The 16,083-nt window shown below is 48.1% G+C and carries 14 protein-coding genes; 10 read left to right on the forward strand and 4 right to left on the reverse strand.

Features of this window, described 5'->3' with window-relative positions; translation table 11 throughout:
• Window positions 1-39: 39 nt before the first annotated feature.
• Both G8759_RS03330 and G8759_RS35770 read right to left on the reverse strand, forming a co-directional pair.
• A complete protein-coding gene (locus G8759_RS03330) occupies window positions 40-1,347 on the reverse strand; it encodes a TonB-dependent receptor plug domain-containing protein (RefSeq protein ID WP_232074115.1) in 1,308 nt (435 codons plus the stop codon).
• Window positions 1,348-1,349: 2 nt separating this feature from the next.
• Window positions 1,350-2,048 carry a TonB-dependent receptor plug domain-containing protein gene (locus G8759_RS35770; RefSeq protein WP_232074116.1) on the reverse strand — a complete coding sequence of 233 codons (699 nt, stop codon included), beginning with the start codon at window positions 2,046-2,048 and terminating at the stop codon, window positions 1,350-1,352.
• A 341-nt stretch (window positions 2,049-2,389) separates the two neighbouring features.
• Between G8759_RS35770 and G8759_RS03335 the strand changes: the two genes are divergently transcribed.
• The 3 genes from G8759_RS03335 (at window position 2,390) to G8759_RS03345 (ending at window position 6,048) form a co-directional block, all read left to right on the forward strand.
• On the forward strand, window positions 2,390-4,486 hold the full coding sequence (locus G8759_RS03335; protein ID WP_167205189.1) for a PAS domain-containing sensor histidine kinase: 2,097 nt from the start codon (window positions 2,390-2,392) through the stop codon (window positions 4,484-4,486).
• A 193-nt stretch (window positions 4,487-4,679) separates the two neighbouring features.
• Window positions 4,680-5,225, forward strand: coding sequence for a hypothetical protein (locus G8759_RS03340; protein ID WP_167205191.1), 546 nt, complete (start codon window positions 4,680-4,682; stop codon window positions 5,223-5,225).
• A gap of 166 nt (window positions 5,226-5,391) precedes the next feature.
• Entirely contained in the window at window positions 5,392-6,048 is a 657-nt protein-coding gene (locus G8759_RS03345) for a GDSL-type esterase/lipase family protein (protein WP_167205193.1), read from the forward strand.
• 30 nt (window positions 6,049-6,078) lie between these two features.
• Here G8759_RS03345 and G8759_RS03350 read toward each other — a convergent pair whose 3' ends face one another.
• Entirely contained in the window at window positions 6,079-6,954 is an 876-nt protein-coding gene (locus G8759_RS03350) for an AraC family transcriptional regulator (protein WP_167205195.1), read from the reverse strand.
• 169 nt (window positions 6,955-7,123) lie between these two features.
• Here G8759_RS03350 and fucP point away from each other — a divergent pair, with 169 nt between their 5' ends.
• From fucP to G8759_RS03380, 7 genes are all read left to right on the forward strand, one after another.
• Window positions 7,124-8,377 (forward strand): L-fucose:H+ symporter permease, encoded by a 1,254-nt coding sequence (gene fucP, locus G8759_RS03355; protein ID WP_167205197.1) that lies wholly within the window; start codon window positions 7,124-7,126, stop codon window positions 8,375-8,377.
• Between the two features lie 20 nt (window positions 8,378-8,397).
• Window positions 8,398-9,186 (forward strand): L-fucose dehydrogenase, encoded by a 789-nt coding sequence (locus tag G8759_RS03360; protein WP_167205199.1) that lies wholly within the window; start codon window positions 8,398-8,400, stop codon window positions 9,184-9,186.
• A gap of 77 nt (window positions 9,187-9,263) precedes the next feature.
• Window positions 9,264-10,280, forward strand: a complete 1,017-nt coding sequence (locus tag G8759_RS03365; RefSeq protein ID WP_167205201.1) for a zinc-binding alcohol dehydrogenase family protein — start codon at window positions 9,264-9,266, stop codon at window positions 10,278-10,280.
• 40 nt (window positions 10,281-10,320) lie between these two features.
• Window positions 10,321-10,866, forward strand: a complete 546-nt coding sequence (locus tag G8759_RS35775) for an SGNH/GDSL hydrolase family protein (RefSeq protein ID WP_232074117.1) — start codon at window positions 10,321-10,323, stop codon at window positions 10,864-10,866.
• Window positions 10,866-11,279 carry an SGNH/GDSL hydrolase family protein gene (locus G8759_RS35780; protein WP_232074118.1) on the forward strand — a complete coding sequence of 138 codons (414 nt, stop codon included), beginning with the start codon at window positions 10,866-10,868 and terminating at the stop codon, window positions 11,277-11,279. Before G8759_RS35775 ends, G8759_RS35780 begins: the two co-directional genes overlap by 1 nt.
• A 15-nt stretch (window positions 11,280-11,294) precedes the next feature.
• Window positions 11,295-11,978, forward strand: coding sequence for a DUF1963 domain-containing protein (locus tag G8759_RS03375; RefSeq protein WP_167205203.1), 684 nt, complete (start codon window positions 11,295-11,297; stop codon window positions 11,976-11,978).
• 179 nt (window positions 11,979-12,157) lie between these two features.
• On the forward strand, window positions 12,158-13,153 hold the full coding sequence (locus G8759_RS03380; RefSeq protein ID WP_167205205.1) for an ankyrin repeat domain-containing protein: 996 nt from the start codon (window positions 12,158-12,160) through the stop codon (window positions 13,151-13,153).
• 116 nt (window positions 13,154-13,269) lie between these two features.
• Here G8759_RS03380 and G8759_RS03385 read toward each other — a convergent pair whose 3' ends face one another.
• Window positions 13,270-16,038, reverse strand: coding sequence for a S8 family peptidase (locus tag G8759_RS03385; protein WP_232074119.1), 2,769 nt, complete (start codon window positions 16,036-16,038; stop codon window positions 13,270-13,272).
• Window positions 16,039-16,083: the final 45 nt, after the last annotated feature.

Here is a 16,083-nt window from a genome sequence, read left to right on the forward strand (position 1 = left end):
TGCAACAAGGAGAAGCGTTGAACTTGTTGATAATCTTAATTACAAATTAGTAATCACTACATTCACAAAGAAATTTCGACCTGGTTCGGGAAACCCTTCGGCCAGCGCATAATTTCGATCAAACAGATTGTTGATGCCACCTTCCAGACTTACATAGCGTTGCAATCGTACCGATCCTTTTACATTGGCCACCAAAAAACTACCAGCCTGTATCCCATAACTGGTGCTATAACGGGCCGAATTATAATCAACGCTACCAACTAGAGCCGCACGGCGGAGGAATTGAGCCTGCGCATACACAAAAATTTTATGATCGGGCACATCCACAAATTTCAGGTCGGGATTGCTTAAATTCTGCCGGTGAATGTAGGAATATTGCGCACCCGCCTGAACATCGGCACTAATTGGAACCTTCACCGATACGTCACCGCCATAGAATTCGGCTTGTCCTGTATTCTGAAACTGATAGACCCCCGGTTGTACATTGTTAACCTGCTGAATGGCGTCGGTCAGTCGACTGTAAAACAGGCTGGTCTGAAGAGTCAGGGATCGGCCAGGGCGCGCCAGGCTTATCTGATCCGAATAGGCGGCTTCCAGATGGAGCGCTGACTCCGCTTTTAAATCCGGGTTCGGAATCGCGGCTCCCATGCGATAGGAATACCGATCTTTGATGGTGGCAAAACGAGTTTTACGGGCTACCGTAAAGCTCACTTGCCGTTGGGTGGAGGGACTGAAAAATAACCCGGCCTGCGCATTGAAGGCCGTACTGTTATTGCCGGCGAAAGGCGTAATGAGTTTGGTTGTGCTTTCGTAATTTTCCGCCCGTAAACTCTTCCTGGCATTGTAACTCAGACCCGGCACCAGCGATAACCGACTCGTGAGTCGATACACATCTTCAATACCTATCGATAAGGTCTGATCCTCAAATGTACGCACAGGTTCACCTGCATTATTTTCCCGGTGACGATCCTGCTTATAGTGAACCGATGCTTTTAAGGTATGGCGTTCCGCTAGTTGGTTCCCGTATTCAAGTGAGCCTCCTTTCGTATCATCATTGTAATAGCTATTAAAGGAAGACCCTTTTTTCTGGGTTGAATACGTATTATCATCGAAAGCACTCAGCAGGTTTTTGAAGCGATCATAAAAAAGCCGCGCTTTTAGATAACTCTTACTCGTTAGAGCCGTGCGGGAAATAAAATACCAGCTCTCTTTATCCCAATACGGCCATTGCCAGAATCGGGCTGTTTGCCTGGGGTCACTTCCTGCGTAGGGGGGCGTACCCTTAGTGCCGTGCTGATTGACATAGCTCATGGTATACTCATCGGTGGCATTCGGCGTGAATCCCACTTTCAGGCTGTATTTTCGATCATTGCGTAAGCATTTTCCCGATCTCCGCCATTCTCCTGGGGTTGGGGGGTGAAGTCGCTGGCAAGTGGATACGTTTCCTGTTTGAGTTGCGAAGCCGAAGCCTGTACATAGAATTTCCCCAGCTTACTACCCAGATTGAGATTCAATCGATGCCCCTGGCCACTGAGCAAACCCGCCCGACCGTTGAACTCCAGCCGCTGCTGTGGTCGTCGAGATACCAGATTAATTGCCCCGCCCAGCGTGTTGGGGCCATATGTTACAGAGGAAAAGCCCTTGGCCACATTAACTTCCGCCAGATCGAAGGTTGTAAACCGACCCAGGTCTACATAGCCATCATAGGGCACGTAGACTGGAATGCCATCAATGAATACGGGAACCTGTCGTAAATCAAACCCGCGCACATACACCATTGTCTCGTTCCGCGCTCCTACGCTGGAGAGTGTCACTCCTGGTAGTAGATTCAGGGCCCGGCCCACATCCAGTCGGTTAAACGCTTCAATTCGTCGGCTTATGGCGGTATTGGCTGAGTCAACACTACGCCTACCCTGTACGGTCACTTCGCCCAGACTAAATACCCGGCCAGAATCAAGGGTGTTTGTCTGCTGAGAAAAAGCGGGTTGGGAAACAAGGGATATAAAGGGAAAAAGCCCAATTAACGCGGAGTAAGTAAAGTTTTTCATCCAGTCAGGATCGGTTTGCCAAAGTGTTATTTTCTTACAAATATAACGCTTTGGCTGATTGGACGATGATCGGATAGGAGACGAATGTCAACAGGGGCCTTGACTGACTGGCTACGGCTTTACTTCACCAGTCTCAATTCTATTTAATCAATATCGATTTGACTATTGGCTGTAATTCGTTTCAGCTTAATTGGTTAGAGCTACTTGTAGCCGTAGATTTATAGTCCGACAATGAATACTATACGGACAATGCGTATGAGTAGGCCAGTCAATCTATAACAGATGAATAAGCAAACATGCTGTCTATTTTGTGGTTATTTTGCATGTGATAACAGTGGACAATGCAACCTTCTGATACACCTTTGAACGAAGAGAATGCGGCATTGGTCGAGCGATTGACCTTTGCCTTGCAGGCTGCTGAAGTAGGCACCTGGGATTATAATCTGGAGACGGGCTATGCTGAATGGTCTCCAATCTGTAAGCAATTATTCGGATTGGCTCCCGGCGCTTCTGTGTCAGCAGCCACCTTATTGGCCCAGGTGCATCCAGATGATCGGGAATGGGTTGCTTTAGCCAATCAAAAATCGCTCAGTCCCGACGGCGATGGGCAGCATAATATTACGTTCCGAACGCTGGCCGATGATGGGCAGCAGCGATGGATACATGCCAAGGGAAAAACCTTTTTGAACACCGAGGGCAGGATTGTTCGTTTTTCGGGAATTGCTCAGGATGTTACTGCAAGCGTTGATGCCCGCCAGCAGCTCAAAGCGAATCAGGAACGTTTCCGTACACTAATTGAGGAAGCGCCCGTAGCTACCTGTCTGTTTGTTGGTCGTGAATTAATCATTGAGGTTGCCAATGACTTAATGATCAATTTCTGGGGGAAAGACCAAACCGTAATAGGCAAATCGTTGAGAGAAGCTGTACCTGAGCTGGCAGGGCAGCCCTTCCTGCAAATATTGGATGACGTCTATACATCGGGCCAGACCTATGAGGCTCAGAATAGGGCTGCGGAATTACCCGTTAATGGCATTGCTGGTATTTATTACTTTGACTTTACCTTTAAACCGCTGCGTAATGCGGAGGGCGAGGTGTATGCTATTTTAGAAATGGCAGTTGAAGTGACTGAGCGTGTTCTCGCTCAAAAACGAATAGAATCCCTTCAGAGGCAGGTGCTCACTTCCTTTGAGCAATCGCCGGTTGCAATCGCCATTATTAGTGAAAATGAGTTGACGTTTCAGATGGCAAATCCTTTCTACGGTGAACTGGTTGGGCGGAGGCCTGATCAAATCGTAGGGAAACCGTTGCTGGTAGCGCTTCCTGAACTAGCGGGACAGGGATTTGATCAATTGCTCAGGCAGGTTATTGCAACGAATAAGCCGTATATAGCTAAAGAAGTGGCTGTTGATGTATTGCGCCATAATCAACTGGAAACTATTTACGTTAATCTGATCTATCAGCCTCAGCGCGAAGTTGGTCAGGACGACCCTGACCGGGTTTCCGGTATACTGGTCGTAGCTACCGATGTTACCGGACAGGTACAGGCCCGACAAAAAGTGGAAGAAAGCGAAACACGCTACCGGGCTTTATCTGCTGAGTTAGAACAACAGATAAAGCAACGCACTCAGGAACTGGCTGCCAGTAATGAAGAACTGGCAAATATGAATGAAGAGCTTATGCTCGCCAATGAAGAGCTGGCTGAATCGAATCGGCTCTTTACCCGCTCCAATGATAACCTTCAGCAATTCGCCTACATTGCCTCCCATGACTTGCAGGAGCCTTTGCGCAAGGTTCAGTCCTTTGGTGACCTGCTCAAAAATAACTACGGAGACCAATTAGGTAATGGAGTTGAATACCTGGAGCGAATGCAGGCATCGGCTCACCGAATGTCTCTGTTTATTAAAGACTTACTGGCCTTTTCCCGTATCTCCACCTACCGCGACAGAACAGAACTGGTTTCTCTAATGGACATAGTCAATGCTGTTTCAACGGATTTAGAACTGATAATTGAGGAAACGAATGGAGTTATTGAAATTGATACGCTACCAGTGGTTAAAGGTGATAAATTACAACTGGGCCAGTTGTTTCAGAACCTGATTAGCAACGCACTCAAGTTTCACAGACCGGGAGTTTCTCCGTTGATTTATATAAAAACCCGTCAGGTGGGTGCCAGAGATTTACCAGCCACTGTGAAGCCTACCCGTGCGTCTACTGTCTATCATTGTATCAGCGTATCCGACAATGGGATTGGCTTTGATGAGAAATATCTTGATCGCATTTTTCAGATCTTCCAGCGATTGCATGGTAAAAGCCAGTTTTCGGGAACGGGTATCGGCCTGGCCGTCTGCGAAAAGGTCATCGCGAATCATGGTGGAGCTATCACGGCCCGTAGCCGGCCAGGGGAGGGGGCTGTATTTAGTGTGTATCTACCAGTATAGAATAACCCTGTCAGTAAATCATCAACCGGATAAAAACGAACCTATATTGCTGCGTGCCCGATTAAAATAACTCTTTCTTTATCGCTATCAGTGTATCTTGCAAACCCTGGCCAATATCCGATAATAGTCTTTAAGATAAATAGATGATAGTGGTAGTAATCTCGTAAAGAGCATCAAAATGGACAAAATAACTATGAAATTATATTGGGCAGCCTTCCTGGTTTATATTGTTCTTAGTTGCTCAGCAATGGTTAGTTATGGGCAACAAAACGCTGATTTTCGCAAGATCCGCTGGGGTTTTACGCCAAAGCAAGTTCGGGAAACGGAGACTGCAAAACCTTCGATTAAACGGGACAAGATACTCTATACCCGCATACCACTGGCTGATCGGACCGTTGGGCTTGAATACGAATTCAATGGTGATTCACTGTTGTCGGCCTCCTATTACTACTACATGACGGCCTCCATTACCAAAGAAGATGTTATTGCGGCATCGGTTGATTTTGAAGCGTTTTTGACCGAAAAATACGGACCGGGCAAGGCATCTTTTCTGGGTGATATCAGAAACGTTATCTGGCTAACGCCACGAACCCAGATCACTCTTTCTGTTGGCAACGTCGATAAGGGATGGTCTGTAGAAGTTCAGTACCTATGCCGGGTTTGTGTAGCCGATCCGTCAAAAGCCAGCACGTCTACTAAAGAGGAATTTAAACCACTCAAAGACGTTAAAGATTTCTAAGCCAGCACATTCCCCTGTTTGCCAGGTGAAAAATAGACTGGGCAGGAGTACTCAACGGATTTAACTTTCTAATCCCTGATTTACAGGTTTATCTTTGCTACTGAATTTGCTCTCGGGAAGAGCCATTTAAACGACGGCTGCCTAGTCGAATCTGGAGCCGACAGCTATGAAGAAATTTTTTTCAAGTTTTCTGGTAGGATCAATAGGCTTGTTTTTGTCTGGGTGTACCAGTGACACGACGACACCAGCTGAAAAAATTGCCTGTATTGGCACCAGCATTACCGACGGCTATGTGCTACCCATTGATAAAACGTACCCAACTCAGCTCCAGAATCTGGAAAGTTCGACGCCCAATAAGGTATTAAATTATGGAGTCGGCGGGTGCGCCGTACTCAAAAAGAGCGATATCCCTTACTGGAGTGCCCAGAAATATCAATATGCCCTGAATTGGAGACCAACTATCGTCATCGTTGAATTTGGCACGAATGATTCAAAAAAGCAGAATTGGCAATATAAGAGCGAGTTTAAAAACGACTACCTAGATCTTATCAAGTCATTTCAAAAACTATCGAGCGCTCCTAAAATATACCTCTGTATACCGCCCCCGGCTTTTAGCAAAAACTTCGATGTTGATTCGGCAGTCGTTAAAAATGAGATTGCACCGTTGATACGCACGATTGCCAAGGAAAATAATCTGGAAACAATCGATTTATATACACTCATGCTTGGTAAAAGCTCCCTGTTCATTGATGGGATTCACCCAACTGCCGAAGGAGCAAGCCTGATCGCTAATGAAGTTTACAAAGTGATTACGACTAAATAACCCGCCTTCCTGAGTAACAAATAAGCCTCATCAATTCGGTTTGTCGGAATAAGCCAGCCGGTAGCTTTGTGGACTTTTGCCCGTTACTGCCTTAAAGCGCTGGTGAAAACAGCTTGAATTATTGAAGCCGCTTTCGTAGCAGATCTGCTTCACGTCTACCTGTTTATCAATGAGAAGTTTACAGGCGTGCCCTATACGGATTTCCATCAGAAATTGAGAGTACGTCTTACCCGCTCTTGATTTAAAATAGCGGCAAAAAGAATTAGGAACGAGACGAGCTACACCAGCAATGGCATCCAGCGAAATTTTTTCTCTGAAGTGGTTCAGCGTATACTCATAAATAGCATTGATCCGCTCGTTTTCTGAGTCTGAACGGTCGTACTGAAAGCCAAGTGAAGATAGCAACTGGACGTCTTCTGAGCGGGCAATGGTAAGCAGGCAGTTGATTAACCCCATAATTCGGTGAGGCCCTTCCGATTGCCGTAAATCCTCCATCAACGCCCCTACCGTTTTTCCTGAGTCATCCGTTAGAAGCAAGCCGCGACGTGCTTTTTCCAGAAGCGTTCTAAGTGGTTTGTTTTCGGGCAGGTTTAGAAATCGATCGCCCCAGAAATCTTCGGTAAAATGAATAACTGTTGCGTAAGGCCCCTCTTCGGATTGTGTAGTGAAATAGGTATCGTCATAACGCCAGTAATGAGGAAGGTTCGCACCGACCAGTACGATGTCTCCCGGTCCAAATCGCTTGACATGATCGCCCACAAACTGAGTACCGGCACCTCGATGAAAGTGAACTAACTCGACTTCGGCATGATGGTGCCAACGGTTATTAATGTTGGGAATCTTGTCCTGGCGAATGCTAAACGAGTGAGAAGGCTCGGTAGGGACTTTGAGTAAGTGGGGCTTCATTGTCAAAAAATATACCTCAAGTTAGCCAGTTTTTATCTACTAACGTTAATATCTCTTACTCATTGGATAATCTACCGCTCTAGCTCAATTCATAAATAGTTTTCCTTTGTATTATTCAATTGGGCTGATTGGTTGCCCGTAAACTACCTACCCGTAAATCCTAACCTGTATGTCTGATCGTAAAACCCGGCTGGCTGTCATTCTGATCACCACGCTGTTTTTTCTCTGGGGGTTTGCCCTTAATCTAAACCCGATTCTGATTCCACACCTCAAAAAAGCCTGCCAATTAAGTGATTTACAATCAGCCCTGATTGATTCGGCGTCTTACATTGCTTATTTTCTGATCGCTCTGCCTGCGGGCCTGCTCATGAAGCGTTTTGGCTATAAAGCGGGTATTACACTGGGGCTTATTCTTTTCGCGTTCGGTACGTTTCTGTTTTATCCGGCTGCTGAACTGCGTATGTTCAGTTTCTTTCTGGTAGCCCTGTTTATCATTGCCAGTGGCTTAACACTGCTGGAAACGGCCGCCAATCCATACATTACGGTTTTGGGCGATCCGGAAACGGCAACCCAGCGGCTGAATTTTGCGCAGTCGTTTAATGGCCTGGCCGCTTTTCTGGCCCCGCTCATGGGGGGAACGTTTATTTTGTCGGGTAAAAACTTATCGGAGCAGCAGCAACAGGCAATGTCGTCGGAAGCACTGAACGCCTATCTGGCTAAAGAAGCGGCTTCGGTCGAGGTTCCGTTTCTGGTGATTGGGATTGTCGTGTTGCTTGTTGCCATCGTGCTATGGCGAACGCCACTTCCTGATATTGCAGATGATGAAGGGCCAGCGGAACAGGTGGAGGGGTCAATTTTGGGCGAGAAAAATCTGGTACTCGGCGTTATTGCTCAATTTTTCTACGTCGGCGCTCAGGTGTGTATCAGTAGTTTTTTCATTCGTTTCTCGGATCGTGTGGCTGGTATTGAAGAAAAAACCGCTGCGCTTTATCTGTCTGTTTCGCTCCTGGCTTTCATGGTTGGCCGCTTTTTCGGTACGTATCTTATGCGTTACGTATCGCCCCCACGGCTGTTGGCAATCTATGGTATCATCAATGTCAATTTGTTGCTTGTTGCTGTTCTTACGAACGGAATGATTCCGGTCTATGCCCTGATCGGCGTCGAGTTTTTTATGTCGATCATGTTCCCCACTATTTTCGCCCTGAGCATCCGGGGGCTGGGCGCCAAAACAAAAATTGGTTCATCGCTCGTCATTATGGCCATTGTGGGCGGAGCGGTGTTTCCCGTCATTATGGGCCGTGTTTCGGATATGACGACGATACAGACGGCTTACATCGTTCCGGCGTTGTGCTTTTTGGTCGTCGTTTATTTTGCCATCAAAAATAGTGCTGTCAGAAACGTAACACTGGCAGCTTCTCATTAAATGCTAATGCTTGACAACGTATGGATTTACAATTGCAGGATAAAGTAATTATTGTGACGGGTGGTGCGAAAGGCATCGGCGAAGGTATTGTGAACGTATTGGCCCAGGAAGGAGCGATACCTGTAGTGGTGGGCCGCAATGAAGACGATAACCAGCGGGTAGTGGCCGCAATTGAAGCCGCAGGCCAGCAGGCGTTTCAGGTTGTTGCTGAACTAACGCAACCCGAAGATTCAGAAAAAGCCATCAAAGAGGTGCTGAACCGATTTGGCCGTATCGACGGATTAGTTAATAATGCAGGAGTAAATGATGGGGTAGGCCTGGAGAGTGGTGATTATGATCGGTTTATGGCATCGCTGCATAAAAATCTGGTGCATTATTACCTGATGGCTCATTATGCGTTACCCGCCCTGAAAGCGAGTAAAGGTTCTATTGTTAACATCACCTCGAAAACGGCCGATACAGGACAGGGGAATACATCGGCCTACGCAGCTTCTAATGGCGGGCGAAATGCGCTTACCCGCGAATGGGCCGTGGAATTGCTTAAATACGGTATTCGGGTAAATGCCATTGTTGTGGCTGAATGCTGGACTCCCTTATATGAGCGCTGGATTCAGACCCTGCCCAATCCGGCTGAAAAACTGGCATCTATTGTAGCTCACATTCCTCTGGAAAACCGGATGACAACGGCGGAAGAAATAGCCAATACGACCGCGTTTCTGCTGTCGAACCGGTCGAGCCATACTACCGGGCAACTCATTTATGTGGATGGTGGCTATGTCCATTTAGATCGGGCGTTAGCCAACTCCTGACCTTACGGGCGAGCCTGGACTTTTGCCCAGGCTCGCCCATGTGACACTTAACATTGACGCAGCAAACGAATACGTTTATGGAAACCCTTGTCTGTACTTCCCCCCGGCAATTTGCCTATCAACAGGCGACAAAGCCCGCCCTGACGCCTGGAAACGCCATTATCAAGATCCGTCGAATTGGTATCTGTGGTACAGATCTGCACGCTTTTGAAGGAACACAACCATTTTTCAATTACCCCCGGATTCTGGGGCATGAATTAGCAGGTGACCTTGTCGAAGCCGACGGCGCCCCTGAGTTCGCGGCTGGTGAAGCGGTTACGTTTATTCCTTATTTTAACTGTGGGTATTGCATTGCCTGTCGGTCAGGTAAACCCAATTGCTGTGCCCGCCTTCAGGTCTCTGGCGTTCACATCGATGGAGGTATGGTCGAATATCTTTCGGTACCGGCCTATTCGCTGGTACATGGTGAGGGACTGACGCACGACGAACTGGCTTTAGTTGAGCCACTGGCCATTGGCGCTCATGGCGTCCGTCGGGCTGAGGTGCAACCGGGCGAGGTGGTGCTGGTTGTTGGCGCAGGACCTATTGGCCTGGGAACGATGGAGTTTGCCCGCATTGCGGGCGCTACGGTCATTGCGCTGGACATCAACGAGTCGCGATTGAGCTTTTGCCGAACCCGACTAGGGGTTGCGCATACCGTAAATGCTCAATCGCCAGATGTAGCCGGCCAGTTAGCAGACCTGACCAATGGCGACATGCCAACCGTTGTGATTGATGCAACGGGAAGTCTGCGGGCCATAAACACGTCATTTTCCTATCTGGCCCACAGTGGGCGGTATATACTAGTAGGCTTACAAAAGGGGGATGTCAGCTTTTCGCACCCCGAATTCCATAAGCGGGAAGCTACATTGATGAGTAGCCGCAATGCCACTCGTGCTGATTTTGAGCACGTTATTTCCAGTATGAAAAAAGGTCTGGTCGATCCCAAAACTTATATCACGCACCGGGTTGGATTTGAGCAGGTACAAGCCGAGTTTGAGCACTGGCTGAATCCGGCAAATGGGGTCATTAAAGCGATGGTGACAATGGTATAAGCGACACTCAAACAGCTTATAGGATAAATCATGGACTATAATGACGACTATACGGCGATTGATCGTTGCGGTATCACTTGTTTTTCTGGTAAGCCTGGCCGGTAGTTTGTGTTACGCACAATCGCCATTTCCAGCCAGTGTTCACCGGGTTGTCTTTCTGGGAAATAGCATTACGTATGCCGGGGCTTATGTCACAGACATAGATGCCTATATCAGCACGCATTACCCAAAGCAAGGGCTGGAGTTCATCAATGTTGGGCTCCCCAGTGAAACCGTTTCCGGACTCTCGGAAGATGGTCATGCTGACGGAAAATTTCCCCGTCCTGATTTGCACGAACGATTGGCACGAGTGCTGGCGTTAACAAAGCCAGATTTAGTATTCGCCTGTTATGGCATGAATGATGGAATTTATCTGCCTTTTGACCAAAGCCGGTTCCAGAAATTCAGGGAGGGGATCAATTGGCTGCATAACGAAGTAGTTAAAGCCGGAGCCAGAATTATTCACCTCACACCACCCATTTATGATGATCTGAAAGGGGGGGGACCGGTTACGCTGCCGTACTTGATCGATACTCAGACTGGCTGATGGACCAAAAAACGGCCCAGAAATGGGATGTGATCGATATTCATTACCCCATGAAACAATTTCTGGAAGCTCATCGCAAAGTTGATTCAGCTTTTTCTATTGCTGGGTTTGCTTTAGCCGAAGACGGCGTTCATCCAGGAGAGGTTGGGCATTGGATTATGGCGAAAAATGTTCTGTTAGGGCTGGGCGAAAATGCCGTTGCCAATGCACCCGACATGAAATCAGCGATGGCTCAAATTCCAAATTCGACTCAATTACTTAAACTCATTGCAGAGCGCCAGAATGTGATGAAAGACGCCTGGCTGACGGCATCGGGCCACCAACGGCCTGGCATGAAAACGGGTCTGCCGCTTCCCGAAGCTAAAGCCAAAGCCACCGAAATTGATGCTCAGATTCGGGCACTTATGCCCTGATATGCTCCTTTCTCAATGACTAAAAAGCAGTTTGTTGAAGCAGTAGCCCGAAAGGCTATCGGTATGCAGGTTGGCGGATTTCGCCCTAACGATGATCCGAAAGCATCCTGGATCGGGAAAGTCCTGTTGGCGCGAAGGAATGAAGACTGGCCTTATGTCAATGGCAAACCAATGATACCGCTGTGCCAGATCAATCTGGACGAATTTCCGTTCAAACCTGACCTCTTAAGCGATCTGGCCCTGATTAGTGTTTTTATCGACGCCGATGAAATACCCGGCCAGGACGATGCAAACGGCACGAGTTGGTGCCTGCGTGCGTATAAAACAATGGATGAACTGGAACTACTGCCGCCAGTCAGAACTGGGTCGTCTATGAAACCAATGCAAATGATTCCCCGGATTATCGAGCAGGATTTTCCGCATCGGGACGATTGCCCTATTGATATCCCGGCTAAGCTCGACGATGACTACGAAGAGCGTTTTCTCAACGCTGAAGGCGTCAAATTTGGCGGATGGCCTACGCTCATTCAGGGCGAAGTAAGCTGGCCTGACTATGCCAGTGATCCAACATTTGCCTTTCAGATAGATAGTGTCGAAAAAGCCCGCTGGCAATGGGGTGATAACGGAGTTGGTTATTTTGGCCGATCTGTTACCGATGGTGGGCAGGATAAATGGGCTTTCTCCTGGCAATGCTACTAAGCTAGTCAGTTGGTAGCCAGAAATTTATAAAAATAGCACTAACGCGTTATTACTCAATAGCGCGACTTGTTTACCCGAATCCTCCTGTTGCTGATTACCACTCGGTTGCTAGCTATGTCCATCGCACCTTTGTTTCGCTACTTCAACGAAGCGTTTCGTGCGTATACTATCATAAGCCAATGTCACTAAAAACGATTACCCTCATCAACTGGTCGTTATTGGTCATTTACGGATTGGTGCTTACCATTTCCGTATTAACTCTCAAACAATCCGGGACCGATGCAGCCGGACGAGGTATAGCAACGGCCTACCTTTTCTTTGGATTTATTCTGCTTGGAGTGGTTTTACTGATCAATTTCCTGCCCTTCTACTTTAGCCGAATAGCTGTTCTGATTCTTCTGATCCTGCCTGCGTTTGGTGGTGTTGGTACGTTAATCAGTCAATTGATAACCAGTCAGAAAAGCCAGAAAGACCAGATGGGTCGCATCGATGGGTCTTTTTATTTTCACGATACCGAACGGCAGCAAATAGCACAGGCCATTTATGAACGGGATAAAAGCAGGTTGCAGGCTTTGTTAGAGCAGCCTGTACCTAAGTTGAATGAGAGTGGTGAAGACCATGTCACACTGCTTGATTTTGCAACGGTTCAGGGCGTCCTGGCGGGAAATCCAGAAGAACTATTGCCTTATTTAGAACTCCTGATGAACAAAGGCGCCACCATTGAAACGGCCGATACGCTCCACGTACCCACGCATGCCCTGGTCATTCGCGAATGCTCAATTGGTTTTCTGGAATGGTTTCTGCAAAAGGGGGCTAACCCGAATGCAAAGCATCCAAAACGAGAAAACGCAGCAATTTTATTTGCTATTATGGATTGTCCCATCGACCGATTGGAGAAGCTGAAATCACTTCTGAAACACGGCGCCGATCCGAATGTGATCTATCCGGCCAAGGCATCCAGTTGGCTGGCCGGGCATTCGGCTTTACTGGCTGCTGCGCGAATGGATCTGTGGGATTCATGCATACTCTTGCTGGAAAATGGAGCTGAGCCTGCCGTAGAAGGGCCCCAGCACCTTATTTTTCAGGAGTTTATTCACCGTCGCGCCGAAATCTATGACGCAGAAGGCTCTACGCCAGACACCTTCACGACGTTGATAAAAAGCCTAAAAAAGTAGAGGCTGAGTCTCTTCAACAAACATGGGACTTTCGCTCAGAGCCGTGCCACGGTTATCGGGAGCAGCATTAGTACCGTGGCACGGCTCTAAGCGAAAGTCCTAAAACAGTTACCTATTTATTTTTTCAGGAACCGCCATAGACGTGTTCGGTCGCCATCGCTAAGTCGCAGGTAATAGATTCCTGCCGATAAAGTGCTCAGGTTCAACGTACCCTGAAATAGTTGATTTATAGCTTTCAGCCTGATCGGTGATTGGCGAATTCGTCCCTGCATGTCGAACACGCTTACCTGTACATCACTGGCATTGGGATACGCATACTGAACATCAAGGATTTGCTCAACCGGGTTAGGATAAGCCATAAAGGAAGAATCTGACCGGGGAGAAACACTTGTTAAAACCGGAAGGTGTACAGTACGTTCGGCTGACCAGCCCACACAAGTTTGCTGGGTAATACGCACTTTATAGACGCCTTGTTCGCTAACCGACAGGCGGTCATCATCGGCGTTGGTAAGCATCGTATTATCGCGATACCATTGGTATCGGTAATCCGTTTCGGTAGGAGCATATAAAATCACACTAGCCCCTTTAAGCAGAATTAGGTCTGGTTCGTCGGGTTTCAGGGCGATGGCGTTGACCGTGCTTTGACGCACGACTACAGTATCCGAAAGCGCTTTACATCCCTGTTGGCTGATCCTGACCTGATAGCGGCCAGGTTCAGTTATGTTCAGCGTGGCTGATTGGGCATTTGGCAGTATCGTTCCATTGCGAAGCCACTCAATCTGTGAGTCTGCTATATCCATTGCTGTAAGCTGAAGCGGTTGCCCATTCGAACAAAGCCATTGATCAGTAGCCGGATTGAGTATAGCTTTGGGCGACTTCATCTGAATATTTACCGGAGGAGATGTTGCAAAACACCCACTCGCGTCGGTTACACGAAATGCGTAGGAGCCTGTCTGTGAAGCCCGATAGGTCGTACTTACCGCATTGTCGATGGCTATATTGTTAAGCAGCCATTGATAAGTGAAGCCCGACCGGGCATCTGAACGGAGCAGTACACTTTCTCCAGCACAAAGCGTGGTATCGACCCTGGGCGAAATCGTTACAGCGAATGAGCATGGAGACCGGCGTAGCCCGCTGATAATGATCGAAAACGGTTGCCCGGCATAGGTCATATTACCTTTGTGTGAAACCGAAAGTGAGTAAGCCTGCCCTGGAGAAGGGTTTGGAATATAGATCTGCTCGATATTATCACGGATATTATCGCCGGAGGCAGCTGGGCGGGACGGATTCTCAGGGTCCAGAACAAATGGTAACGTGGTTGTACGACCGTCGTTTAATCGTACGTCAAGGTCATTAACGAGTTTAGGTGTCAGACTATTTACGGAAGCAGGGGCAAACGTAGTTGCTATTCCCTCCGGGTCTGTCCAGCATAAGGTTACAATCAAAGGCTCAGCGCCCTGAGCGACGATTCGTTGCGTAAATGTACCTCCTGATTCCAGCGTTTTCTCCAGCATATAATGCGCCTGATCGGTATTCAGGATGACACGGGCAGCGGCTTCGGTATTGAGCAAACCCCATCCCTGGCGGTAATCGGGCCCGGCGGCTGGTGTGTTGCGATCGGCTGTATGGAGAACCAGACCCCGTAGAGTTGCCGACCGCATAAACTGGCCATTTGATGCTCCTCCGGCCGCTCGGGCCTTCTGCTGGGCATAGAGTTCCTGTAATAAAGCCAGTGAGCCAGTCACATTGGCCGACGCCATTGAGGTTCCGGTGTATATGCCATAGGCTGACGGATTAGACGCCAAGGTTGAAAAGATGTCTGTTCCTATTCCCAGAAGATCAGGTTTTATACGCCCGTCGTCAGTTGGGCCCCAGCCGCTGAATGATGTAGAACCGATGGAAATGGGCTGATTTTGGATATTGAAGGTAACGTCGGCCGCTCCAACCGTCAATACGTTTTTGGCTGTTGCTTCGGCTGGAATTACGTCGTAGGTGTCGTTGCGACTTCGGGGCAGGCTGCTTTTGTCGTTGGTATTTTTCAGGAAATAGGCCGTTCCCGATGGTGGTCCGGTTTCGGCCCGTTTGTTATCCGCTGATCGGACCATCAGGTAAAATGGGCTGTTGTAGGCAATTCGGTCGAGGTCGCGGGCTTTAGCCGTGTAAAAACCAAACAGATAATCTTCTGTATTGCTCATGGTGGAATTGCCCCACCATTCCCATTTTAGATTCGGGTCAGTACCGGACCGGGATGGATTATAAACCCAGCCTACCACTGGACCGTAGGCGTGATTAGACAGTAATAAATCAGGAGCCGCTGCGGTTATCTCGCTCAGATCGTCGGTATAATCCCAGATGGACAAACGCGCTCCGTAAGCCATTCCTCGTGCCAGTGGATTGATGCCGCGTGCGACTACTGTTCCGGCAAGGTGGGTTGTGTGATCGCTCAGATTATCGGCTTTATCCATCTGCTGAACGACCGTTCCGCCAGCTGTCGAGCCAGCTAATTCCTGGTGTGTTGCCAGAGCCCGTCCGCCATCCCAAAGACCTATCTTACCCGTAAGCGAAGTACTACTGCCCGATAATTCAAGCTTCAGGCTGCCTCCTTTGTAGAGGGCTTGTGTCCGGGTTCCGCGAGCCGCTTCTGTATTATGGAGGGTATAATAAATTGGCGATCCCAATGGATCGACATCCTGAAGTACAAGTTGTTTACTACTGGAATAGTTTTTGCGGACGGGCCATTTATGCTTCTGGATCAGTTGAAGCGTTTGTTTACGTTGCCTGTCGTACTGCTGGCTTAAATCAATCTGCCAGTTTTGGGTACTTCCTGTTTTAATTTGGGCTGAACAGGTTACTTTGCCTGATAAGCACAAAATAAGGTACAGCACAAAACCTGTGCTACCCGATACGCTATAAAGGGCCTTATTTATAGG

Origin of the sequence: Spirosoma aureum (assembly GCF_011604685.1) — a bacterium.
Classification (GTDB): domain Bacteria; phylum Bacteroidota; class Bacteroidia; order Cytophagales; family Spirosomataceae; genus Spirosoma; species Spirosoma aureum.

What these genes read in the sequence shown, in the direction of transcription:
- G8759_RS03345 (WP_167205193.1), top strand. Translation starts at nt 5,392, where the DNA reads ATGAAGAAATTTTTTTCAAGTTTTCTGGTAGGATCAATAGGCTTGTTT.
- G8759_RS35775 (WP_232074117.1), top strand. Translation starts at nt 10,321, where the DNA reads ATGACGACTATACGGCGATTGATCGTTGCGGTATCACTTGTTTTTCTG.
- G8759_RS03340 (WP_167205191.1), top strand. Translation starts at nt 4,680, where the DNA reads ATGAAATTATATTGGGCAGCCTTCCTGGTTTATATTGTTCTTAGTTGC.
- G8759_RS03375 (WP_167205203.1), top strand. Translation starts at nt 11,295, where the DNA reads ATGACTAAAAAGCAGTTTGTTGAAGCAGTAGCCCGAAAGGCTATCGGT.
- G8759_RS03350 (WP_167205195.1), bottom strand. Translation starts at nt 6,954, where the DNA reads ATGAAGCCCCACTTACTCAAAGTCCCTACCGAGCCTTCTCACTCGTTT.
- G8759_RS03335 (WP_167205189.1), top strand. Translation starts at nt 2,390, where the DNA reads ATGCAACCTTCTGATACACCTTTGAACGAAGAGAATGCGGCATTGGTC.
- G8759_RS35780 (WP_232074118.1), top strand. Translation starts at nt 10,866, where the DNA reads ATGGACCAAAAAACGGCCCAGAAATGGGATGTGATCGATATTCATTAC.
- fucP (WP_167205197.1), top strand. Translation starts at nt 7,124, where the DNA reads ATGTCTGATCGTAAAACCCGGCTGGCTGTCATTCTGATCACCACGCTG.
- G8759_RS35770 (WP_232074116.1), bottom strand. Translation starts at nt 2,048, where the DNA reads ATGAAAAACTTTACTTACTCCGCGTTAATTGGGCTTTTTCCCTTTATA.
- G8759_RS03365 (WP_167205201.1), top strand. Translation starts at nt 9,264, where the DNA reads ATGGAAACCCTTGTCTGTACTTCCCCCCGGCAATTTGCCTATCAACAG.
- G8759_RS03380 (WP_167205205.1), top strand. Translation starts at nt 12,158, where the DNA reads ATGTCACTAAAAACGATTACCCTCATCAACTGGTCGTTATTGGTCATT.
- G8759_RS03360 (WP_167205199.1), top strand. Translation starts at nt 8,398, where the DNA reads ATGGATTTACAATTGCAGGATAAAGTAATTATTGTGACGGGTGGTGCG.